Source organism: Cupriavidus sp. DL-D2 (assembly GCF_039710735.1).
Lineage (GTDB): Bacteria > Pseudomonadota > Gammaproteobacteria > Burkholderiales > Burkholderiaceae > Cupriavidus.
The window spans coordinates 103,031-124,940 of record NZ_JBDKXK010000015.1 but is presented as its reverse complement, the minus strand read 5'-3'; the positions used below and the strand labels follow the sequence as shown (position 1 = coordinate 124,940).

Genomic DNA, 21,910 nt, shown 5'->3' with positions numbered 1-21,910 from the left:
GCGGAGCGTCCATGCCGAATTTTCAAACCGCTTGTCGTGCCACGGCGGTGGCATTGTTGCTGTGGGCCGGCATCTCGCCGGCCTTCGCGTCGGTGGTACTCAACGGCACGCGCGTCATCTACCAGGAGCCCCAGCGCGAGGTGTCGTTGCGGGCGACGAACGACGGCACCACGCCGTCGCTCGTGCAGGCCTGGATCGATGCGGGCAACCCCGACGCGCCTCCCGACGACGCAGCCGTTCCGTTCCTGCTCACTCCGCCGCTGTTCCGCGTCAATCCCGGCGACGGACAAACCATGCGGATCATTCTTGCAGGAGACCCCCTGCCGACTGGCCGCGAAACGCTTTACTGGGTCAATGTCCTTGAGGTTCCATCCGTGGTCGCCTCTGACGATGCGCCACGCAACTCTCTGAATTTCGCGTTCCGCACCCGTATCAAGCTCTTCTACCGCCCGGCATCGCTCGATGCCAATGGCGCCGCCGCGGCGGCACAAAGCGTGACGTGGAGCTTTCGTCGGAAAGACGACGGCTATGCACTGGAGGGCAGTAACCCCACGCCCTATCACATCACGTTCGGCAGCGTGAAGGCCACGGCGGGCGGCGAGTCGTTCGCCAACAGCGGTGGCGGAATGATCGCCCCGGGCGGCACGCTGGAACTTGATATCGGCAAGCCCGCCACGGTGCCCGCCGCCACGCCGGAGCGTGTCGAGTTCAGCTTTATCAACGACTATGGAGGTGCCACGGAAGGGTCCATGGACAAGGCTGTCAATTCCGGACGATGACGCCATGGCGAGCATGGACAAGCGGTGTCGCCGTAGCCCGCTCTGGTGGGCCGTTGCCTCCCTGCTGCAGGCCGCCACGGTACAGGCGCAGGACAAGCCGGACGTGCGGTTCCTTGATGATCTGCTGCGTCGGTCCAGCGGCAACCCGATCGACATCACGCCGTTCTCGCGCGCCAACGCCATCGTCCCCGGCGACTACATCGTCGATGTCTTCGTCAACGGCGAGTGGTCCGGCCGCGAGGCGGTGCGTTTCGATGCTACGGATGGCGACGTGGCGCCCTGCATCACGCGGCCCCTGGCCACGCGCATGAAACTCGACCTCGAAGCGCTATCGCCACAAGGCCGCACCGTGCTGGCCGGCACCACACCCGACTCATGCGCGTCGTTGGCAGCCATTGCCGCGGAGGCGACCTGGACGTTCAACATGGGTGACCTGCGGCTGGACCTGAGCGTGCCCCAGGCCCTGCAGCAGCATCAGCCACGAGGGTACGTGCCACCGGAGTTCTGGGATGCGGGCATCCCGTCGGCCACGGTGGGCTACACGTTCAACTCGTATCACACCACCGGCGCCAATGCTTCCACGACGAGCTTCCTGGGTATCGACGCCGGCGTAAACGTGGGATCGTGGCACCTGCGGCAGCGCTCTTCGATGACCTGGATGCCCGCCGGACAGGGTGGCTTCGACTACCAGAACATCGCCACGTATCTGCAGCACGACATCCCCTCGTGGCGCAGCCAGCTCACGCTGGGCGACGCCTTCACCGACGGGGCAATCTTCGACAGCTACTCGATTCGCGGCCTCAACGTCGCCACTGACGACCGCATGCTGCCGGATTCCAGCCGGGGCTACGCGCCGGTGGTGCGCGGTGTGGCGCGCAGCAACGCGCGCGTGTCGATCTCCCAGAATGGCATCCGTCTGCGCGAAACCACCGTGGCGCCCGGACCGTTCGAGATCGACGATCTCTACGCCACAGGCTATGGCGGCGAACTGCTGGTCACCGTGACCGAAGCCGACGGTTCGTCGCACACGTTCACGGTGCCTTATGCATCGGTGGTGCAGCTGCTGCGGCCGGGCAGTGCGCGCTACTCCTTCACGGCTGGCGACTATCGCGACACGCGCGTCACGCAGAGCGAAAAGCTCATGCAGGCCACCCTTCAGTATGGCCTCTCCAACCTGGTCACCGGCTATGGCGGGCTGGTCTACGCCAACAGCTATCAGGCGGCGTTGCTGGGCGCGGCACTGAACACTTCGATGGGTGCCTTCGCGCTCGACATCACGCAGGCCCATGCCGACGTGCCCCGTCCCGGCTCCAACTCCGGCCAGAGCTATCGGGTCAGCTACAGCAACGTGGTGCCATCCACGCGCACCAACCTTACGGTGGCGGCCTATCGCTACGCGTCAAGCGGGTTCTGGCAGATGAGGGATGCCTTCCTGGCCCGTTCCTACGCCGACAGCGAAAACGGACCCACCGTGCTGCGCCGGCGCACCCAGTTCCAGGTGACGGTGAACCAGCAACTTCCCGGTCCATGGGGCAACCTTTACCTCACGGGCAGTTCGCTGGACTACTGGGACCGCGACGGCACCGCGAACCAGTTCCAGATCGGCTACAACAACGTGGCACGGATGCTGGGCGTGTCCTTCACCTACAACTTCTCGGTCTCGCGCACGATCGATGGTACGACCGGCCGGCTCGGCACCCAGATCTTTGCTGGCTTTACGGTGCCGCTGGGCCGCAGTCCGCGCATGCCGACACTGTCGTTCGGCTACACCAGCGACCGCGCCAGCGGCGATTCGCAGCAACTGCTGATCACCGGCACCGCGCTGGAGGACAGCGCACTCAGCTACGGCATCGGCGGCACCCGCTCCAGCGCCACGTCAACCGGTAGCGGCAACATCCAGTACCGCAGCCCCTACACCACGTTATCCGGGTCGGCCTCGGCCAGCGAGCATACATCGCAGTTCTCGGTGGGCTTGCAAGGTGCCCTGGTGGCGCACAGCGGTGGCGTCACGCTGGCGAACTACGTTGCCGATACCGTGGCGCTGGTCGAGGCCAAGTCCGCACGCGGCGCACGCGTACTCAATATGCCGGGCGTGCGGGTGGACCGCTTCGGCTATGCCGTGGTGCCGTACCTCGTGCCATATGGGCTGAATGCCATCGAGATCGACCCACGCGGCATGCCGGCCGACATCGAGTTCCGCGCCACCAGCAGGCAGGTGGTGCCCCGTGCCAATGCCGTGGTCCGCGTCCAGTTCGAGACGCTGAGCGGCCGCACGGCCATCCTGGTAAGCCGCGCGCCGGACGGGTCGGCGCTGCCGTTCGGCGCAGCCGTGGTGAACGAGGCCGGCCACGACGTCGGGATTGTCGGCCAGGCTGGCCGGATTTTCGTACGGGGTGTGGAAGACAGCGGCACGCTCACGGTGCGTTGGGGTTCGCCCAGCACGGACCAGTGCCGAATCCCTTATCAGTTGCCACCTCACGATGCGGTGCTCAAGCGCCATGTTGTCGTGGAAGCGCCTTGCGAGCCGATTGACGCCACGGTATCGGGCCGTGCGCCGCGCCGGGCTACTCCCTGACCTGAACGAAGGACCCGTGCCATGACCCAACGCTTCGCTTCCTTTCACCGTGCCTGGAGAATCGCTCGCGCGGCGCTGTGGCTGGTCAGCATGGCGATGGCACCGGCCGCGTATGGCCAGTCGGTTCCGCAATGCACGATGTCAACCACGCCCGCCACCATCTCGTTCAGCGCCATCACCGTTGCCCGGGATGCCCCATCGGGCACCGCGCTGAGCGAGGTGGTCTCCACGACCACCACGGTGAGATGCCCATTCAACGACTTCGTGACAGGCAACAGCTTCTATCTCCAGTACCTTCCGCTCTTGTCGGTATCGTCCGTTGTCCCGGACGTCTGGCAGACCTCCCTTCCCGGAATCGGCGTACGCGTCATCAGCGTGAACTACGGCAACAAGGTCCTGTCACACATCAGTTCCGGCCAGTGGGATTCGTTCGCACCGAACGTCACCTCGCCAAACCCCACCACGAACAACTACTCGTTCACCTATCAGTTGATCAAGACCGGACAGGTGACCACGAGCGGCACGGTGAGCGTTCCGGTCATGTTCAATATGATCAGCCACAACGTACCCTATAACACCTCATCGTCGCCGCTATCACAAGTCGGCATGGGGGCTTCTCAGGTCACAGCCAGGTCCTGCACGGTCACCACGCCCAATATCGGTGTCACGCTGCCAACCGTCGTTCTGTCCATGCTGACTCCCGTGGGCGCCACGGCTGGCGAAACCGGATTCCAGATCGGCCTGACCTGCGATGCGGGGTCCACGGTCTATCTCACGCTGTCCGACGCCACCACACCTGGCAACCAGACCGACCTGCTCACGCTGACAGCCGCCTCCACCGCGCGGAACGTGCAATTGCGCATCACCCGTGCCACCGGCGAAACGATCAGTTTCGGGCCGGACTCGCCCATGGCCGGCACCGTGAACCAGATCCTGATCGGGCCATCGAGCACCACCAGCAACATTGCGCTGCGCGTGCGCTACATCTCCACCGGTACTGTGACGCCCGGCACGGTCAACGCACTGGCCACGTTCACGATGAGCTATCAATGACCGCCTGTCAGAGCACGACGCCCCGCGCCGCCTCCGGCTCCGGCGCATCACAGGGCTCGCCCAGCACGTCCATGAGTTCGCGTTCGATCCTGCGGCAGATCTGCGCCATCGGCACGTCGTTCGCATTGCCCTCGAAGGGATTCTCCGTACTCTCGCCCACCTGCTCCAGGGCCAGGTACATCCACGAGATCATCGCGCTGAAGGGAATCACCAGCCAGATCATGTGCCCATGCATGAAGCCCGACACGCTGGCGTTGAGCTTCTCGAACTCCGTCAGGATGCCGAATGGCAGAAGCAGGCAGAACGTGCGGACAAAGATCTTGTTGACGATGGCGTACTGGCGCGGATAGGGATAGTCCTTGATTCGCTCCGCCCGGCCCTGCTGGTTGAAGAAGCCCCGGATCGATCCGCCCAGCTCCATGTAGAAGCTACTGGAGATCTCGCCGGCATCGAGCAGGCGCTTGAGGGTGGCGGACTGGTTGCCCAGCAGCCGCGAGGTCTTGTGATCGGCGTTCACGATCGAGGCCAGTTCCTCCGGCTGGAGATACTTTGCGAGTGCCTTGTCGAGCGGTACTTCCCATTCCGGAATGCTGTAGTACTGCTGGTACTCCACGTTGGACACCTTGCCCGCGTTCTCCCAGATCTTCGGCACTCTGAGTTGGTAGCGCAGCGCGGTCAGCCATGCGCAGTGGCGAAGCATCAATTCGCGCCGGGCCGCCGGATGCGCAAGGAAATCCCGGCTCATGACGCCCAGGCACCGGCTGCCGTTCAGGATCTCGGTCCAGACCTGCAGCGCATCCTGCGCGCGGGTGTAGGTCTGCACATTCCGGAAACCCACGATGAACGACGTGGCCGTTCCCAGCAGCACTGCCACGGCGGTGGGGATCGACAGCCACTTCACCTCGAAAAACTGATAGAGGATGACGGGCAGCGTCCCGCAGGCCAGCGCGGCGTAGATCTTCCGCCTCGACCAGAACGTGAACTCGGGTATTGAGTACGATTTCCCCAGGTGCATGGCGCGCTCTCACGGCAGATTGACGGGCGCCAGCCAATCACGGCGCCCGGTGCGATGTGAAGGCGATCATACTGCCGTGCCCAGGGGGCAGGTCGAGACATCGATTCGTACAATTGACAAACCGCCCGCGACAGGGCGGGCGGTGTTTTGCAGCGATACAGCCGCGGTGCAGCCTTACTTCACCGATTCCGCCAGGAACCACGCGCGGCGCTGTGCTTCATCGATCCAGTTCTCCAGCAGGCTGGCGGTGGCCACGTCCGCGTGGTCGTCGCAGACAGCATGGGCGTCGAGCATGGCTTCCACCAGCTTGAGGTTGTCTGCGTGCAGTTCGCGCAGCATGTCCTTGGCCGAGACGGCTTCCTGGTCGTTATCGCGCAGCCGCTGCAGGCGAGCGATGTTGCCGATGGAGCGCAGGGTAGTGCCGCCGATCTTGCGCACGCGCTCGGCCACGTCGTCGGTCATGGCGAAGATCTGCGCCGATTGTTCGTCCAGCATCAGGTGGTAGTCCCGGAAATGCGGACCGGACATATGCCAGTGGAAGTTCTTGGTCTTCAGGTACAGCGCAAAGACATCGGCCAGCAACTGGTTCAGGTGATCGGAAATCTCGGTGACGGCCAGGCCGGCATCGGTGTCGAGGGAAGTGATGGTCATGGCGACTCCTGGAAATGCATCCACGGCTGGCGGGTGGCGATGCACCGTAAAAGTGCGCAGCCAGACGCCAGGATTTGGGGGGTGACGGTTCAACGGCCCGACGGTTCAGGGGGAGAACTCGCTGCCATGATGGCGTGGATGCGGCCACGGGCCTTGTGCAGGGCGCCCAGGGATTGCCGTTTCGCATGGCAAACAGGCCACCATACCTTTATATGATTTCCCAAGCAGTCATTCGGCATTAGTATCGGCGTCGGGCCATGCTGCTGATAGAGCGCCCTACCGTCAATCCGCCTGGACTGGGCATGTACAACTCGACCATCAACCGGCTGCTGAAAGGCACCGCCGGCTCGCTTGCGCTGGGCGTCTTCCTGATCGACGCATTCACGCCACTGGATTTCGCCATCGCGGTGCTGTACGTGGTGGTGATCCTGCTTGTGGCGCTGACCGGTTCCATCGGCGCCACGCGCGTGGCCGCCTGGGCATCGCTGCTGCTGACGCTGACGGCCTATATCGTCTCGCCCAGCGCCGAAGATGAAGGTGGCCAACTGGCCCGCTGCATATTCGCGCTGCTGGCCATCGGCACCACCACCCTGCTGGCCCTGCGCAACCTGGCCGACATGGACCGGCGCTGCCAGGCCGAAGCCGCACTGGCGCGCAGCGAATCGTTCCTGGCGGAGGCACAGAAACTCAGCAAGACCGGCAGTATCGCCATCCGCGTGCCCGCTGGCACCATGGTCTGGTCCGACGAGGCGCACCGGATCTTCGGCTATGCGCGCGGCGGTCCGGTGCATCTTGGGCTGGTGATGGCGCGGGTCCATCCCGATGACCTGGCCGCTGCGCATCGCACTCATGCCGATATGCTCAACGGTGCGCCGCTCGTGGAGTTACAGCATCGGCTGCTGATGCCCGACGGCGCCATTCGATATGTGCATCTGGTAGCGCGCCGCAGTACGTCCGATGGCGACAACCACGAGTATGTGGGCGCCCTGATGGACGTCACCGACGCCACGCTGACGCAACAGGCGCTGCATCGCACCATGGACGAACTGGCCCATGTGGCGCGCGTGACCACGCTCGGACAACTTGCGGCGTCCATCGCACACGAGGTGACGCAGCCCATCGCGGCCATCGTCACCTGCGGCGAGTCGGCGCAGCGCTGGCTGCAGCGCACGCCGCCCGATATCGAGGAAACGCGCGACTCCATCGACCAGATCATTCGCGATGCCACGCGAGCCAGCGACATCATTCGCCAGATCCGCTCGATGGCGCAGAAGGCCGAGCCCAAGTACATCGATATCGCCGTGGACCACCTGCTGGCAGACACCGTGGAACTGGTGCGCCGCGAAATGCAGGATCACCAGATCGCGGCCGTCACCGAACTCGACGCCGGCACCGCGCACATTCTTGGCGACTGGACGCAGTTGCAGCAGGTACTGGTGAACCTGATGATCAATGCGATCCAGGCGATGTCCGAGACCGCTGGCCGGCGCCGCCTGACCGTGGCCAGCCGCGAGATTCCGGGCAATGCGGTGCTGCTGATCATCAGCGACACCGGCCCCGGCATTCCGGCGCAGGCCATGGGCCAGCTATTCAATGCGTTCTATACGACCAAGCCGGACGGCATGGGCATGGGCCTGTCGATCTGCCGCAATATCGTGGAGTCCCACGGTGGCAGCATCGAGGCCGAATCGCCACCCGAAGGCGGCGCGAAGATGATCGTCCGGCTGCCGCTGAGGACAGCCGCCGTAGAGGCCGTGGAGGCAGCGGCCTGAACGCAACCTGAACCGGGCGCGGTTCCATCACACGCCCGCCCAGGCCACCGTCGCAAACGCCATGCCGGCACTCGCCGCGCAGATGCAGAGCCAGGCCAGCAGCGGCCCGACCTGCGCATACGACACACCCGAAGATGGCATGGTGGTCTCTCCGATGGGGGCGCGAGCGGCAATCATGCCGGTGCGCCGCCCGGAGGGGCCGAAACGCCTGTCAGGTCACGGCCCACGAGAATGAAGCGCCCCTCGTCGGCAGGCGACACCTGGTAACGCGCACCGTCGGTGAACGGATCGCGCTGGCGGTCGATGTTGTAGACGGGATGGCCCTTCTTCTGCACGGGCGGCTGTGCGGCGTCGGCCATACCCGACGCCAGCGCGCTGACAGCGGCCAGACCGCATGCCACGACGATGGGAACGATGTGCTTTGCAACCATGTTCGGCTCCTTCTAAGCTTCGAATGCGCAGGCACACCGTCTGGTGTCCCGCCCTGGGCCTGCACCGCAAGCCCGCCATCGAATGGTAGGCAGCCGTGCCGCGAAGCGCATCTGTACACCGGGGTCGTGCGGTAGCCAATTTGTTGCGGCGTCCTATCCTTTGGTCTGATGACCGGATACGGCGCCGTGCGAACCGGCAATCGGTCGGTATGCAAGGAAGGGTGCCGCCTCCTCAGCCACTACGCTGCGGTCACGACATCATCCGAACAGGCAGGAGCACGCGTCATGGCACAACGGTCCAAACCCCGAATCGAACCCTATACCCACGCGGCAGCGGGCTGGGGGGCGCTGAAGTACGTCGCCATCAACCTGCTCAAGGAGCGTGTGGCGGGCCGTGACTACCGCATGCTGTTCCGGCAGAACCAGCCCGATGGCTTCGACTGCCCTGGCTGCGCATGGCCAGACCGCGAACACGCCTCCACGTTCGAGTTCTGCGAGAACGGCGTCAAGGCCGTGGCGGCAGAATCCACCAGCAAGCGCGTGACGCCGGCGTTCCTCGCGCAGAACACGGTAGCATCGCTGATGGCGCAGACCGATTACGAGCTGGAGCAACACGGCCGCCTCACCGATCCCGTCATCTACGATCCACTTTCCGACACCTACCAGGCTATTTCCTGGAACGATGCATTCGCGACGATCGGCGCGCGGCTGCGTGCGTTGCGCGATCCCAATCAGGCTGCGTTCTATACCTCGGGGCGCGCCAGCAACGAGGCCGCGTTCCTCTACCAGCTGTTCGCGCGCATGGTGGGCACCAACAATTTTCCCGACTGCTCGAACATGTGTCACGAGGCCACCAGCCGGGGCATGCCGCTGACGGTTGGCGTGGGCAAGGGCACCGTGACGCTCGACGACTTCGAGCATTGCGACACCATCCTGCTGTTCGGCCAGAACCCCGCCACCAACCACCCGCGCATGCTGGGCGAGTTGCGCGATTGCGCCAAGCGGGGCGCCACGCTGGTGTCGATCAATCCGCTGCGCGAGCGCGGACTGGAGCGCTTCACGAGTCCGCAGAGTCCGATGGAAATGCTGACAAATGGAAGCACCGAGATCTGCTCGGTCTTCGTGCGTCCCACGCTGGGCGGCGATTTCGCATTGATCCGTGGTGTGGCCAAGCACGTGCTGGAACTCGACGACGATGCCGTAGCCGCCAGCCAGCCGCGCGTGCTCGACACCGAGTTCATCGCCACGCATACGCGCGGCTTCGACGCCTTCGCCGCCGACCTGCGCGCCGAACCCTGGGACGTCATCGAACGCGAATCCGGCGTGCCGCGTGCGGAGATCGAAGGGCTCGCCGCCATCTATGCACGCGGCAAGCGCGTGATCTGCACCTGGGGCATGGGTCTCACCCAGCACAAGCACTCGGTGCAGACCATTCAACTGCTGTCGAACCTGATGATGATGCGCGGCAACATCGGACGTCCTGGCGCGGGCCTGTGCCCGGTACGTGGACACTCCAATGTGCAGGGCAATCGCACGGTTGGCATCGAAGAACAGCCCACGCCCGCGTTTCTGGACAAGCTCGGCGCAGCCTTTCATTTCGATCCGCCGCGCGAGCATGGTCACGACGTGGTGGATACCATCGACGCCATGCTGCGTGGCGAGGTGAACGTGTTCATCGCGCTCGGCGGCAACTTCGCCGCTGCCACGCCGGACACGCCGCGCACGTGGGAAGCCCTGCGTGCCTGCGACCTCACCGTGCATATCGCCACCAAGCTCAACCGCAGCCACCTGATCCATGGCCGCACGGCGCTGATTCTGCCCACGCTGGGCCGCACGGAGATCGATCGCCAGAACGGTGTGCCGCAGGGCGTGACCGTCGAGGATTCGGTGTCGCAGGTGCATCTGTCGTACGGCATGAACACGCCGGCCTCGGAGAACCTGATGTCCGAGACCGCCATCGTGGCCGGGCTGGCGCACGCCGCACTGGGCAGCGCCACCGTGGACTGGCGCTGGTACGCGGCGGACTACGCGCGGATTCGCGACAAGATCGCCGAGGTCATCGACGGCTTTGAAGACTTCAACGCGCGCGTGGCGCATCCGGGTGGCTTCCACCTGCACGTGCCGGCGCGCGAGCGTGAATGGCATACGCACTCAGGCAAGGCCGAGTTCCTCATCAACCCGCTGATTCCCGATACCCCCATCGCCCGCGCCCGCGCGCTGCACGGCGAGCGCATGATGGTGCTGATGACCACGCGCTCGCACGACCAGTACAACACCACGATCTATGCGCTCGACGATCGTTACCGTGGCGTGTTCGGCCAGCGGCGCGTGGTCTTCATGCATCGCGCCGACATCGAAATGCTGGGCTTTGCCGATGGCGACTGGGTGGACATGCACACCGTCTGGCACGACGGCATCGAGCGGCGCGCCGATGGCTTCCGCATCGTGGCCTATGACATTCCGCGCGGCTGCATCGCCGGTTACTACCCCGAGACCAATCCGCTGGTGCCGCTCGATAGCGTGGCCGATCTCTGCAACACGCCCACGTCGAAATCGATCCCCGTGCTGCTGGAGCGCTCCGCGATGCAGCGGCCATTGGACGACTGATCCTTGACGCCGACAAGCATTCACTGAAACGCTTGAAGAGTGACATCTGGACTGCAGTCCAGTCGCAGTGCTGCCGCAGTGTTGCTTTTCCGCGCAGGGTGGCAATCACCCTTTACCCTGTTCCAAGGCCGCTTTTTGCGGCCTTTTTTACGTCTGCACGGCGCGTGCCTGCCGCCAGATGGCGCGCCCTCGCCAAGTGACGCGACCTGTCACCCGGCCCGCAAAATTTGTCACCGCGTGCGCCAAATCATGACAATTGACATCTATAAATCGCCCTGTCGATAATCGCCCCCGGCTGAAGAAGCCGACGACATGCAGGTCATCGCCACGGCGAGAAGTACTCCGAAACCGAATGGTTCGCGAACAGGGAACGAAGGGTCAATAACATGAAGAAACCTCACGCGTATTGCCGTGTGCCGGCGCTATTGCTGGCCACGTTGTTGACAGTCACCGCCTGCGGCGGCGGTGGCGATGGCGGAAGCGGCACGCCCCCGCCTACGTCTTCCACCCCGACCGAGGCATGGACTCCGCTGTTCGCGGCCGACACGCCGATGATGGAGCAGATCCAGTATCGCGAAGCCGATGGCACGCTCGTGACGCTGATGGGATCGCGCCCCACCGAGCGCCACGCCCGCGAGCGCGGCGAGGCATGGACCGCCCCCGATGCGGGGCCCGGCCGCTACCTGACGTTCCCCACGTTCTACTTCCAGAACCGCACGTTCGGGATCGAGATCCGCGACGGCGTGCCAGCGGGCCGCCAGAAGATCGAGATGTACCTGCGCGTGAACCAGGGCATCTTCGACGGCACCACATTCAGCCTGTTCCGCAACGTGCTGGACCCCAACGTGCGCGACTACGGCTGGGCCATGAATACCGGCTTCAACAACGCCAAGGAAGGCGGCCTGCCGATCTGCCGCGAAGGACAGCCGAAGGAAGACTGCATGATCGTCTTCGATTCGAACTGGCGCACCGATCCGCACAGCCCGCTCAAGATCGGCGACCCCATCGAACTGGCACCGGCGCCGCGCCTGAAACGCGATCCGGTGGTGGATGGTGGTGGCAGCCGCTACTACTCGTTCGAACAGCTCTACGTGGTGGGTGTGGGCATGCGCCCGTGGTACGGCATCGCCCCGAACCTGGATTCCGCGCCGCTGCCTGACGACACGCTGCTTGGCGGCACCGCCAGCATCTCGTACAACTACTCCGAGGAGCCGATGCGCGTGTTCCAGCAGATGTCGAACAATATCGGCATCGCCAATACGCAGCGCTTTGTGGAGGGCCGCCGCCTGTTCCACACCTCGTTTGCCGATGGCACGCACTCGGAACACGACAAGGACAATCCGGTCTTCACCGCGCACATCGGCCAGCTTGGCGCACGCTACAACCAGCCGCGCTGTATCGAGTGCCACACCAACAACGGCCGCAGCAAGCCGCTGTCGCTGACGGCCAAGCTCGACACGATGTCGATCCTGACAGCCAACGCCGAAGGCGGCCCCGATGCGACGTACGGCAACAACGTGCAGCAGCACGCGCAAAGTGCCACGGCACCGGCGTATGACGTGACGGCGAACTCGTTTGAAACCACGGTGCGCACGCTGCCCGATGGCGAGAAGGTGGAACTGGTCAAGCCGGTCTTCACGTTCAAGGGCCCCGTGCCCGCACGCTTCTCGGCACGGCAGGCGCCGCAGGTCATCGGCATGGGCCTGCTGGAAGCGCTGCCTGAAGCCACCATCCTGGCGCAAGCCGATCCGAACGATGCGAATGGCGACGGCATCAAGGGCGTGCCCAACCTGATCGTCGATCCGGAGACGGGCAAGACGCACGTGGGCCGCTTCGGCTGGAAGGCATCGAAGGCCAGCATTCGCCAGCAGGTAGCCGACGCGCTGATCAAGGACATGGGGGTCACCTCGCCGATGTTCCCGAGCCCCGGCTGCCAGCGTGGCGCATCGGATTGCCGTGGCTCCACCGTCGCGCCCTCGGTCACCGAGAACGAACTGCAGCGCATGACGCACTACCTCTCGCTGATTGGCGTGCCGGCCCAGCGCAAGCTGCGCAGCGGCTTCCCCGATGGCGTACGCGTCTCGCCCGAGCATGACGTGAACCCCGCGCAGATCGCGCGCGGCAGCGACCTCTTCGCGCAGATCCGCTGCGTGGCCTGCCACACGCCGACCATGAAAACGGGCAACAACCATCCGTTTGCGGAACTGCGCGAGCAGACCATCCATCCGTACAGCGACCTGCTGCTGCACGACATGGGTCCGGGCCTGGCCGACACCCTGGCCGAAAGCCGCGCCTATCCGCAGCAATGGCGTACCGCGCCGCTGTGGGGCATCGGCTCGCTGCGCTTCATCCAGGGTGACGAAACCAGCGTCCGCCTGCTGCACGACGGCCGCGCCCGCAACTACACCGAAGCGGTGCTCTGGCACGGCGGCGAAGCCACGGATGCGCGTACGCGTTATGAGGCACTGCCGAAGGCGGATCGGGATGCTATCGGGGCGTTCTTGAATTCGCTGTAACCAACTCTCTCTCTTCCAGTTTTTGCTCCCCTCTCCCGCACAGCGGGAGAGGGGTTGGGGGAGAGGGCCAGCGGTTCAATTCGCGACACCGTAGCAATTTGATACCCCCACCCTCTCCCCTACCCCTCTCCCGCCCTGCGGGAGAGGGGAAATAAATGGAAGCGGGAGAGGGGAGCAAACCCAGCGGGAAAAGAAAATATCCGGAAGAAACCGACAATGCTCATCCCATCCACTCGCTTCCTCGCCACGTTATGCCTCACCTTCGCCCTCGCCGCCTGCGGTGGCGGTGAAAGCGGTCCCATCTCCGGCGGCTCCGGCAACACGCCCACCGGCAACAATGGCAACAACGGCACCAACACCAACCCCGTAACCACACCGCCCGTCGCCACGCCGGGCGTCACAAAAAGCGCAAAGCGCGGCATTGCCTACGACCTTGCCAGCAAGGCCGATTTCGTGGCGTTGGCGCCGGGTATCTCGTGGTGGTACAACTGGGCATCGCGGCCCAATGCGGCGGCGCCTGCCGATGCCGACACGGCCTACGCCATGGACTTCATGCCCATGCTGTGGAACGACAACTTCGATGCCACGGCCGTGGAGACCTGGCTGCTCGCGCATCCGAAGGTCAAGTACGTGCTGCTGCTCAACGAGCCGAACCTGACCGATCAGGCCAACCTCACGCCTGCTGCCGCCGCCGCCGCATGGCCGCGTTACGAAAGCATCGCCGCGCGTACCGGTGTGAAGCTCGTGGGCCCGACCATCACATGGGGCACGATGCCCGGCTATGCCGACCCCGTAGTGTGGCTCGATGCGTTCTACACCGCGTATCGTGCGGCCAATGCCAATCGCGATCCGCGTATCGACTATCTCGCCTTCCATTGGTACGACTACGGGCTGGGCGGTCAACTGGACCGGCTGGCAAAGTATGGCAAACCGTTCTGGGTGACCGAGTTCGCCAACTGGCACAGCAACAACGATGGTGCGCAGATCGATACCGTGGAGAAGCAGAAGCGCCAGATGCAGGAGATGGTGGCCATCTGCGAGCAGCGTACGGACGTGTTCCGCTATGCATGGTTCACGGGACGCTGGAACAATGACACCCATTACACGAGCCTGCTCGCCGCCGATGGGGAACTGACGGAACTGGGCAAGTACTACCTGACGCTACCGTTCTAAAAAATATGGCCCGCCAGTGCATTGCACGGCGGGCCATTGACTTTGTGTCGCGTCTTTACAGTGCTGCGGGCTGTTTCACAGCAGGCGCGGAAGCAGGCGTCTTGTCGGCGGCCTTCGCTTTCACTGCAGGCGCACTCGCCGCGCCGCCGTTGTACGCAAAGTAGCGCGCCTTGGCGCCCTTCCCCCAATACGCCACGGTGAACTGGCGGCCTTCCTTGGCGTGGAGCATTTCGATGCTGCCGTTGGTGGCCAGCCATTCGGCGTAGCCGTTCTCGGCATTCGCATCGGTCTTGCGTTTGGCCTCGTAGCGCTTATCCAGCTTGTTGCGCGTGTCCTCGAACGCCGTGCGCTCGAAAGTCAGCGTAACCAGCGCCACAGTGTCCTGGGCGTCGCAATTGACGATGACCCGCGTCAGCCCCGGCAGGTTGAACCGGTCCAGGCTGCGGATCTCGATGGCATCGCCACCGGCCCAGGCGGCCTTGCCCGCCCGCACATGGTTCGGACCCTGCGTGATGCGGGCGCAACGCGACTTGCCCAGTTCCAGGCCCAGCGGCGCGGCGATGTTGCCTGTCGCCTGTGCCGCCGTCTCGATGGGCGTTTGCGCGTGTGCCGCCGATGCCAGCAGCAGGGCTGTGGCGAGGACTACTGCCTTCATTCCGTCATTCTCCAGAGATATCCGGAGATTCTACGGCTTTCCAGTCCGGCAACTTTAGGCCAGGCCGATACCGCCATCCACGCGCAGGTTCACCCCCGTGATGAAACTGCCCTCGCCGCCCGCCAGCAGCAACGCCGCATTGGCCACCTCCTCAGCCCTGCCCATGCGGCCAAGCGGGATGGCACCAGCCATCATCGCCTCGAAAGCTGGGCGCTCCGTGGCGGCAACGCCCAGCTTGGCGAGGATCGGCGTATCGACGGGGCCCGGGCTGATCACATTGACGCGAATGCCGCGCGTCTTGAACTCCAGCGCCCAGCTTCGCGCAAACGCCTCGATGGCTGCCTTGCTGCCCGCATAGACCGCATGGCCATCGAGCGCCTTGCCGCTGGCAATCGAGCTGACCAGCAGGATGGCGCCATTGCGCCGCATCAACGGTGAGATTTTCTGCACGCCGAAGAACACCGCACGCGTGTTGGTGGCGAACTGGATGTCGTACTCCTCCACGCCGACCTGATCGGAGGGGGTGATCGTGTTCATGCCCGCATTGGCCACATAGATGTCTGCCCCGCCGAACTCCGCCGCCACGAGCGCTGCCACGCGGTCGTGCGTGCCGAGGTCGGCAATATCGCCCGTCACGCCAATGGCCTGCGCGCCCAACTGCTGCACGGCAGCCTCTACGGCATCGGCACGACGCCCCACGATCACCACGCTGGCCCCTTCCAGCACAAACCGGCTGGCCATGGCAAAACCGATACCGCTATTGCCGCCTGTGACAACGGCTACCTTGCCTTCAAGTTGTTTCATGATCCGTGACTCCAATGTTGATGGTTCCGGCATGGAATCTATGGGCAGCGGACAGTCTCGGGGAGACCTACAATGGACGCTTCACTTGTGCCAATCTGTCATCAATGTCGATGGAACGCCTGCACGGACTCGCCGCCTTCGTACGCGCGGTGGAAGCCGGCTCCTTTACCGCCGCAGCCAAGCTGCTCGGCACCACACCTTCCGCGGTGTCTAAAAGCATCTCGCGGCTCGAAGCCCGTTTCGGGGTTCGGCTCTTCCAGCGATCCACACGTGCCTTCCTGCTCACAGCGGAGGGACGCGCCTACTACGACCGTGTCGCTCCACTCGTACGTGGACTGGAGGAAGCCAGCGAAGTGCTGGCGACATCGAACGCCGCGTCAGGCAGGTTGCGCGTCAGCATGCCCGGCGACCTCGGCCGTGCGCTGCTCGGGGCCATCACGCAGAAGCTGCTGCCGAGGCATCCGCGTCTTTCCCTCGACATCAGTCTCGGAGACCAGCACGTCGATCTCGTACGCGAAGGATTCGACCTGGCGTTGCGCGCCGGCCATGCCGCCGACAGCACGCTTCACGCGAAGCCGCTGGGGCAGATGCCGCTGGTGCTCGTGGCCTCCCCCGGCTATCTCGACCGGCATGGCGAACCGGCATCCATCGCGGACCTCGCGCAACACCACCATGTCCGCTACCGTCTGCGCGGCGACGTGATACCGCTCGATTTCGTCGATGGTCCGTGGCCGCCATCGCAGGGTGTGTTCGACGCGGACAACGGCGACGCGCTCAAGACCGCTGCGCTGCAGGGTCTCGGCATCGCCCAGTTACTGAAAACGACCGTGCAATCGGACCTTGATGCGGGCCAACTGCGCATCGTGCTGCCTCGGGTGGCGTTGCGCCCCGTGCCACTGCAGGTGCTGCATGGCTTTGGGCGTCGCCTGCCTGCGCGGGCAAAGGTATTCGTGGACTTCCTCGCGGCCGAGTTGAAAGACCAGTCCGTGAGTTAGGGCTGCCAGATTTCCCGCAACGCCTCGCGCACGGCCAGGATCACCGGTTCGTTATCGCGCTCCTCCGGGTACACGAACGCGACGTTGGTCTGCGCGCGATGCTCGTCCACGAACACGATCTCTCCTGCGGCCAGCGCATCCTGCGCCAGATCTTCGCGCAGCAGTCCGATGCCGATACCGGCCACCACCAGTTCGCGAATCAGCAGTTCGTGGTCGGCCAGCACGGTTTCCATGGGCACGATGCCCGCCTTGGCGAGTATCTCGGCCATCAGCTCCTGATGGGCACTGCGTGGCGTCATGCGCAACCACGGCAGGCTGGCCAGTTGCGCGGGCGAAGCCGATGCCACCCTATCCGCCCATGCCGCAGGCGCCACGAGCCGGAACGTCAATGACTGCAATACCTGCATACCGCAGCCGCTGGGCGCGGATCGCGCGAGCATGATCGCAGCGTCGATCTCGGAGCCCTGCAACGCCGTCACCAGCCACGGCGTGCGCCCCATCTGCAGGTCGATCCGCAAGGCCGGACATTCCCGCACCAGCACCGCCAGCAGTTGCCCCACGCGCAGCAATGCCGGATCGACCAGCACCACGCCAATGCGCAGGTTGCCTTCGATATGGCCCTGCAGCGCCTTGGCCGCATGCATGAAATCGCCATAGGCTTCGAGCGCCTTCTCGGCGCGCGCCAGCAACTCCTGTCCTGCCTGTGTGAGCGTTACCGAGGATTTCGTGCGGGCGAACAGTTGCAGCCCCAGCGACTCCTCCAACTGGCGCAACTGTCCACTGACGGCTGGCTGGGTCACGTGCAGCGCCTCGGCCGCGCGGGTGACGTTCCCGAACCGTGCAACGGTGACGAAGGTGCGAATCTGGCGGATATCCATACGCTGCGGGGGGCTTAGCAAAGCTTATGGGCGTCATCAGCAGATGTGATTTCCGCCCCGTTGGTGCGGCCATTATTCTGCAAAACGTCCCGGCGCCACAAGTCAGCCCTCTGCAGTGGCAGGTCAGCGCGGCGCCGCAGGGCCACGACAACAGACAGGAGACAGGCATGACCCCCAGCATTGCCATCGATGAAAACCACGACGCCACCATCCTTTCGGACGACAGCCTCTGCAAGCTGAGCGCCACCGAGGCCGTGCGGCTGCTCAGGCGGCGCGAAGTGTCCCCGCTCGATCTCGTGGACGCCGCCATCGCCCGCATCGAAGCCGTGGATCCCGTGGTCAACGCACTGCCGATCCGCAACTTCGAGGCGGCGCGCGCAGCGGCACGGCACTTTCCGAAGGCCGACCCTGCCGTGTCCGAAGCACCCGGATGGCTCGCGGGTCTGCCCATCGCCGTGAAGGACTACAACGACCTGGCCGGCACACCCACCACCTATGGCTCGCCGATCTTCGCCAACAACGTGGCGACCCACTCCGACCTGACCGTCGCCAATCTGGAGCAGCGCGGCGCCATCCCGCTCGCCAAGTCGAACGTGCCCGAGTTCGCCGGTGCCAACACCTTCAACACGGTGTTCGGTGCCACGCGCAACCCGTGGAATACGCAATGCTCCGCAGGCGGTTCGTCGGGCGGATCGGCAGCGGCGCTGGCCGCGGGGATGGTGTGGCTCGCCACCGGCAATGACCTGGGCGGCAGCCTGCGCATTCCCGCCAGCTTCTGCGGCATCGTCGGCATGCGCCCGAGCGTGGGTCGCGTGCCGCGCCCTGCATCGGTGATGCCCTACGACCCGCTCTGGGTGGAAGGACCGATGGCACGCAGCGTGGCCGATGTGGCACTGATGCTCGACGCGCAGGCGCATTTCGATATGCGCGATCCGCTGTCGTGGCCCGCGCCTGCCGTGCCATTCACCCAGGCCATCGCCGCACCACGTGCCCCGGCACGCGTAGCGTTCTCCACCAATCTCGGCATCGGCAAGGTCGAAGCCGAAGTGGCAGCGATTTGCCGCCAGGCCACGCTGCGCTTTGCGGATGTGGGCGCCGAGGTCGAGGCCGCGCATCCCGATTTCAGCGGCGCGTTCGAAGCGTTTCAGACCTTGCGTGCCAACCTCGTAGCCGCCGTGCGCGGCCCGCTGCTCACCGAGCACCGTGCACGCATCTGTGACGAGATCATCTGGAACATTGAAAAGGGCCTGCAGCAGACCGGTGCGGATGTGGCGCGTGCCGACCGCCTGCGCGGGGAATTGTTCCAGCGCGTGACCGCGTTCTTCGGCGAATACGATGTGCTCGCCTGCCCGACGGTGGCCGTCGCACCGTTCCCCGTGGCGCAGCGCTTCCCGACCGAGATCGACGGCGAGCCGCTGACTTCCTACATCGACTGGATGTATCTCACGTTCGTGCTGACGCTGACAGGTTGCCCGACGATCTCGGTGCCGGTGGGCCTCACCTCGGATGGCCGTCCCGTGGGCCTGCAATTGGTCGGTCGTCCGCGCGGCGATTTCGATCTGCTCGCGGCGGCGCATCTGCTGGAACAGATGTGCGGCATGGGCACGCAGGTGCCGCGTGCGCCGCAAGTGAAGCAGGCATAGGCAACGGGAGATGCGGTCATGTCGATACACAATGAAATTGCCGCCGGCACCGCCGTGCGGAGCGTCGCTGCCGACCTCGATGCACCGGCCCTTGAACGCCTGGCACTGCGCGTCACCGCGTGGTGCGAGAGATGGTATCCCGATGCCTATGTCTTCGTCGCGCTGACGGTACTCGCCGTGGCCATCGGGGCGATGGCGATCGGTGCCTCCCCCGGATCGGTGTCGGTGGCCTTCGGCAACGGCTTCTGGAGCCTGATCCCGTTCACGATGCAGATGGCGATGGTGGCGATCACCGGCTACGTGATTGCCAGTTCGCCGCCGATGGCGCGACTGGTGGAGCGTGCCGCGCGCATTCCGCGCAATGGTCGCTCGGCGGTGGCCTACGTGGCGTTCGTCAGCGTTGTGGCTTCGCTGCTGCACTGGGCCATCAGCCTGATCTTTGCCGGGCTGCTGGCCAAGGCACTGGCACGCCGCACCGAATTGCGCATGGACTATCGCGCTGCCGGTGCAGCCGCCTACCTCGGCATCGGCGCCACGTGGGCGATGGGACTCAGTTCGTCCGCCGCGCAGTTGCAGGCCAACCCGGCCAGCCTGCCGGCGAGCCTGCTGAAGATCACCGGCGTCATCCCATTCAGCCAGACCATCTTTCTCTGGCAGAGCCTGGTGGTGACCGCCGTGCTACTCGTGCTGTCCACGCTGATCGCCTACTGGACCGCACCCGCCCCCGCACGCGCCCGCACTGCCGCCGACCTAGGCGTCGATATCGAGCCACCCATTCACGCGGCGCCAGTCTGCGCACGGCCCGGCGAACGGCTCGAACACAGCCCGCTGCTGACGCTGGTGATCGTGGCGCTCGGGGCCGGATGGGTATGGCACGAGTTGTCGGGCAAGCCGTTGCTGGTGGCGATCTCTGGACTCAACACCTACAACCTGATCTTCCTGCTGATCGGCATGTTGCTGCACTGGCGTCCGCGCAGTTTCCTCGATGCGGTGGCGCGCGCGGTGCCGGCGACGACCGGGGTGCTGATCCAGTTCCCGCTCTACGGCGCCATCGCCAGCATGCTGACCATGGCGCAGGGCACGGACGGGGCCTCGCTGTCGCATCACCTGTCCACGCTGTTCGTCAGCATCTCGTCAGGCGAGACCTTCCCGCTGATGATGGGCATCTACTCGGCGGTGCTGGGGTTCTTTGTGCCCTCGGGCGGCGGCAAGTGGATCATCGAGGCGCCCTACGTGATGCAGGCGGCCAATGACCTGCAAGTGCATCTGGGCTGGGCCGTGCAGATCTACAACGCCGCCGAGGCGCTGCCCAACCTGATCAATCCGTTCTGGATGCTGCCGCTGCTGGGCATCCTGGGGTTGAAGGCGCGCGACCTGGTGGGATTTACGTTCGCGCAGTTTCTGACCCATACGCCCGTGGTACTGATCCTGCTCTGGCTGCTGGCGCGGACACTGCCCTACGTGCCACCCGTGCTGCCCTAGCATCGGTGCCCGCCCGGGTCGATCCCGAGGCGGGCACTGCGCAGTGCTGCCAGGCAGGTTCCGCGTAAAGCCATTACCATAGGCGCTTTCGCACTCTTCCTGCATACGGAACCTCACGTCATGGCCGATCTGTCCGCTTTCCCGATCACCCGCAAATGGCCGGCGCAGCATCCCGAGCGCCTGCAGCTGTATTCGCTGAATACACCCAATGGCATCAAGGTCTCGCTGATGCTCGAAGAGACCGGCCTGCCCTACGAGCCGCAACTGGTGCGTTTCGACCGCGACGACCAGAACTCGCCGGAATTCCTGTCGCTGAATCCGAACAACAAGATCCCCGCCATCATCGACCCTGATGGCCCCGGCGGCAAACCGCTGGCGCTATGGGAATCCGGTGCCATCCTCGTGTATCTGGCCGAGAAGACCGGCAAGTTCATTCCCGCCGATCCGGCGCTGCGCTATGAAACGCTGCAGTGGGTCATGTTCCAGATGGGCGGCATCGGGCCGATGTTCGGACAGGTGGGCTTCTTCCACAAGTTCGCCGGCAAGGACTACGAGGACAAGCGTCCGCGCGACCGCTACGTGGCCGAATCGAAGCGTCTGCTCAAGGTGCTGAATGAACGCCTCAAGGGCCGCCAGTGGATCATGGGCGACGACTACACCATTGCCGATATCGCCACGTTCCCGTGGGTGCGCAACCTGCTGGGCTTCTACGAAGCCGGCGACCTCGTCGGCATCCAGGACCTGCCCGAAGTCTCCCGCGTGCTGGACGTATTCAATGCGCGCCCCACCGTGCAGCGCGCAGTCAATATCCCGAAGCGACCCGAGTAAACACGGGGGCTTGTGCCCCCGCTTCCTTGGGGTTCTCCCGCACCGCAGCGAGC

General features: G+C 64.8%; 17 protein-coding genes. 11 read left to right on the top strand and 6 right to left on the bottom strand.

The window, feature by feature from the left end; all coding sequences use genetic code 11:
• The first annotated feature begins 11 nt into the window (after nucleotides 1–11).
• Genes ABDB81_RS11760 through ABDB81_RS11750 form a run of 3 tightly spaced genes read left to right on the top strand, consistent with a single transcriptional unit; the run spans nucleotide 12 to nucleotide 4,407 of the window.
• Nucleotides 12–779 carry a molecular chaperone gene (locus ABDB81_RS11760; protein WP_346811239.1) on the top strand — a complete coding sequence of 256 codons (768 nt, stop codon included), beginning with the start codon at nucleotides 12–14 and terminating at the stop codon, nucleotides 777–779.
• Between the two features lie 4 nt (nucleotides 780–783).
• Nucleotides 784–3,354: a fimbria/pilus outer membrane usher protein gene (locus tag ABDB81_RS11755; protein ID WP_346811237.1), complete on the top strand. Its 2,571-nt coding sequence runs from the start codon at nucleotides 784–786 to the stop codon at nucleotides 3,352–3,354.
• Between the two features lie 21 nt (nucleotides 3,355–3,375).
• Nucleotides 3,376–4,407, top strand: a complete 1,032-nt coding sequence (locus ABDB81_RS11750) for a fimbrial protein (RefSeq protein ID WP_137924827.1) — start codon at nucleotides 3,376–3,378, stop codon at nucleotides 4,405–4,407.
• A gap of 7 nt (nucleotides 4,408–4,414) precedes the next feature.
• Here the strand turns inward: ABDB81_RS11750 and ABDB81_RS11745 are convergent, their stop codons facing one another.
• Both ABDB81_RS11745 and ABDB81_RS11740 read right to left on the bottom strand, forming a co-directional pair.
• Nucleotides 4,415–5,422 (bottom strand): bestrophin family ion channel, encoded by a 1,008-nt coding sequence (locus ABDB81_RS11745; RefSeq protein ID WP_137924826.1) that lies wholly within the window; start codon nucleotides 5,420–5,422, stop codon nucleotides 4,415–4,417.
• A 174-nt stretch (nucleotides 5,423–5,596) separates the two neighbouring features.
• On the bottom strand, nucleotides 5,597–6,073 hold the full coding sequence (locus tag ABDB81_RS11740) for a DNA starvation/stationary phase protection protein (RefSeq protein WP_137924825.1): 477 nt from the start codon (nucleotides 6,071–6,073) through the stop codon (nucleotides 5,597–5,599).
• A gap of 257 nt (nucleotides 6,074–6,330) precedes the next feature.
• Here ABDB81_RS11740 and ABDB81_RS11735 point away from each other — a divergent pair, with 257 nt between their 5' ends.
• A complete protein-coding gene (locus tag ABDB81_RS11735) occupies nucleotides 6,331–7,845 on the top strand; it encodes an ATP-binding protein (RefSeq protein WP_237380446.1) in 1,515 nt (504 codons plus the stop codon).
• A gap of 173 nt (nucleotides 7,846–8,018) precedes the next feature.
• On the opposite strand, the gene ABDB81_RS11730 is transcribed toward ABDB81_RS11735, so the two are convergent.
• Nucleotides 8,019–8,276 (bottom strand): hypothetical protein, encoded by a 258-nt coding sequence (locus ABDB81_RS11730; protein ID WP_137924824.1) that lies wholly within the window; start codon nucleotides 8,274–8,276, stop codon nucleotides 8,019–8,021.
• A 285-nt stretch (nucleotides 8,277–8,561) separates the two neighbouring features.
• Between ABDB81_RS11730 and ABDB81_RS11725 the strand changes: the two genes are divergently transcribed.
• The 3 genes from ABDB81_RS11725 to ABDB81_RS11715 all read left to right on the top strand — a co-directional run bounded on the left by ABDB81_RS11725 (nucleotide 8,562) and on the right by ABDB81_RS11715 (nucleotide 14,572).
• On the top strand, nucleotides 8,562–10,883 hold the full coding sequence (locus tag ABDB81_RS11725; protein ID WP_160473500.1) for an FdhF/YdeP family oxidoreductase: 2,322 nt from the start codon (nucleotides 8,562–8,564) through the stop codon (nucleotides 10,881–10,883).
• Nucleotides 10,884–11,269: 386 nt separating this feature from the next.
• A complete protein-coding gene (locus tag ABDB81_RS11720) occupies nucleotides 11,270–13,399 on the top strand; it encodes a di-heme oxidoredictase family protein (protein WP_137924822.1) in 2,130 nt (709 codons plus the stop codon).
• Between the two features lie 216 nt (nucleotides 13,400–13,615).
• Nucleotides 13,616–14,572: a glycosyl hydrolase gene (locus tag ABDB81_RS11715; RefSeq protein ID WP_137924821.1), complete on the top strand. Its 957-nt coding sequence runs from the start codon at nucleotides 13,616–13,618 to the stop codon at nucleotides 14,570–14,572.
• Nucleotides 14,573–14,627: 55 nt separating this feature from the next.
• Here ABDB81_RS11715 and ABDB81_RS11710 read toward each other — a convergent pair whose 3' ends face one another.
• Entirely contained in the window at nucleotides 14,628–15,227 is a 600-nt protein-coding gene (locus tag ABDB81_RS11710; protein WP_346811233.1) for a hypothetical protein, read from the bottom strand.
• Between the two features lie 54 nt (nucleotides 15,228–15,281).
• Complete coding sequence (locus ABDB81_RS11705) at nucleotides 15,282–16,031, bottom strand: SDR family oxidoreductase (RefSeq protein ID WP_346811231.1); 750 nt, start codon at nucleotides 16,029–16,031, stop codon at nucleotides 15,282–15,284.
• 110 nt (nucleotides 16,032–16,141) lie between these two features.
• Between ABDB81_RS11705 and ABDB81_RS11700 the strand changes: the two genes are divergently transcribed.
• A complete protein-coding gene (locus ABDB81_RS11700; RefSeq protein WP_346811230.1) occupies nucleotides 16,142–17,026 on the top strand; it encodes a LysR family transcriptional regulator in 885 nt (294 codons plus the stop codon).
• On the opposite strand, the gene ABDB81_RS11695 is transcribed toward ABDB81_RS11700, so the two are convergent.
• Nucleotides 17,023–17,904, bottom strand: coding sequence for a LysR family transcriptional regulator (locus ABDB81_RS11695; protein WP_346811229.1), 882 nt, complete (start codon nucleotides 17,902–17,904; stop codon nucleotides 17,023–17,025). The two genes, ABDB81_RS11700 and ABDB81_RS11695, sit on opposite strands and share 4 nt — an antisense overlap.
• 167 nt (nucleotides 17,905–18,071) lie before the next feature.
• Here ABDB81_RS11695 and ABDB81_RS11690 point away from each other — a divergent pair, with 167 nt between their 5' ends.
• From ABDB81_RS11690 to ABDB81_RS11680, 3 genes are all read left to right on the top strand, one after another.
• Nucleotides 18,072–19,547, top strand: a complete 1,476-nt coding sequence (locus ABDB81_RS11690) for an amidase family protein (RefSeq protein ID WP_346811227.1) — start codon at nucleotides 18,072–18,074, stop codon at nucleotides 19,545–19,547.
• Between the two features lie 18 nt (nucleotides 19,548–19,565).
• A complete protein-coding gene (locus ABDB81_RS11685) occupies nucleotides 19,566–21,029 on the top strand; it encodes a TIGR00366 family protein (RefSeq protein ID WP_346811225.1) in 1,464 nt (487 codons plus the stop codon).
• A gap of 120 nt (nucleotides 21,030–21,149) precedes the next feature.
• Nucleotides 21,150–21,857, top strand: coding sequence for a glutathione S-transferase N-terminal domain-containing protein (locus ABDB81_RS11680; protein ID WP_137924815.1), 708 nt, complete (start codon nucleotides 21,150–21,152; stop codon nucleotides 21,855–21,857).
• Nucleotides 21,858–21,910: the final 53 nt, after the last annotated feature.

Bases quoted from the DNA above. Each gene is read 5' to 3' on its own strand.
- ABDB81_RS11745 (WP_137924826.1), bottom strand. From the start codon at position 5,422: ATGCACCTGGGGAAATCGTACTCAATACCCGAGTTCACGTTCTGGTCG.
- ABDB81_RS11710 (WP_346811233.1), bottom strand. From the start codon at position 15,227: ATGAAGGCAGTAGTCCTCGCCACAGCCCTGCTGCTGGCATCGGCGGCA.
- ABDB81_RS11700 (WP_346811230.1), top strand. From the start codon at position 16,142: ATGGAACGCCTGCACGGACTCGCCGCCTTCGTACGCGCGGTGGAAGCC.
- ABDB81_RS11730 (WP_137924824.1), bottom strand. From the start codon at position 8,276: ATGGTTGCAAAGCACATCGTTCCCATCGTCGTGGCATGCGGTCTGGCC.
- ABDB81_RS11735 (WP_237380446.1), top strand. From the start codon at position 6,331: ATGCTGCTGATAGAGCGCCCTACCGTCAATCCGCCTGGACTGGGCATG.
- ABDB81_RS11695 (WP_346811229.1), bottom strand. From the start codon at position 17,904: ATGGATATCCGCCAGATTCGCACCTTCGTCACCGTTGCACGGTTCGGG.
- ABDB81_RS11705 (WP_346811231.1), bottom strand. From the start codon at position 16,031: ATGAAACAACTTGAAGGCAAGGTAGCCGTTGTCACAGGCGGCAATAGC.
- ABDB81_RS11740 (WP_137924825.1), bottom strand. From the start codon at position 6,073: ATGACCATCACTTCCCTCGACACCGATGCCGGCCTGGCCGTCACCGAG.
- ABDB81_RS11690 (WP_346811227.1), top strand. From the start codon at position 18,072: ATGACCCCCAGCATTGCCATCGATGAAAACCACGACGCCACCATCCTT.
- ABDB81_RS11715 (WP_137924821.1), top strand. From the start codon at position 13,616: ATGCTCATCCCATCCACTCGCTTCCTCGCCACGTTATGCCTCACCTTC.
- ABDB81_RS11760 (WP_346811239.1), top strand. From the start codon at position 12: ATGCCGAATTTTCAAACCGCTTGTCGTGCCACGGCGGTGGCATTGTTG.
- ABDB81_RS11755 (WP_346811237.1), top strand. From the start codon at position 784: ATGGCGAGCATGGACAAGCGGTGTCGCCGTAGCCCGCTCTGGTGGGCC.
- ABDB81_RS11750 (WP_137924827.1), top strand. From the start codon at position 3,376: ATGACCCAACGCTTCGCTTCCTTTCACCGTGCCTGGAGAATCGCTCGC.
- ABDB81_RS11720 (WP_137924822.1), top strand. From the start codon at position 11,270: ATGAAGAAACCTCACGCGTATTGCCGTGTGCCGGCGCTATTGCTGGCC.
- ABDB81_RS11680 (WP_137924815.1), top strand. From the start codon at position 21,150: ATGGCCGATCTGTCCGCTTTCCCGATCACCCGCAAATGGCCGGCGCAG.
- ABDB81_RS11685 (WP_346811225.1), top strand. From the start codon at position 19,566: ATGTCGATACACAATGAAATTGCCGCCGGCACCGCCGTGCGGAGCGTC.
- ABDB81_RS11725 (WP_160473500.1), top strand. From the start codon at position 8,562: ATGGCACAACGGTCCAAACCCCGAATCGAACCCTATACCCACGCGGCA.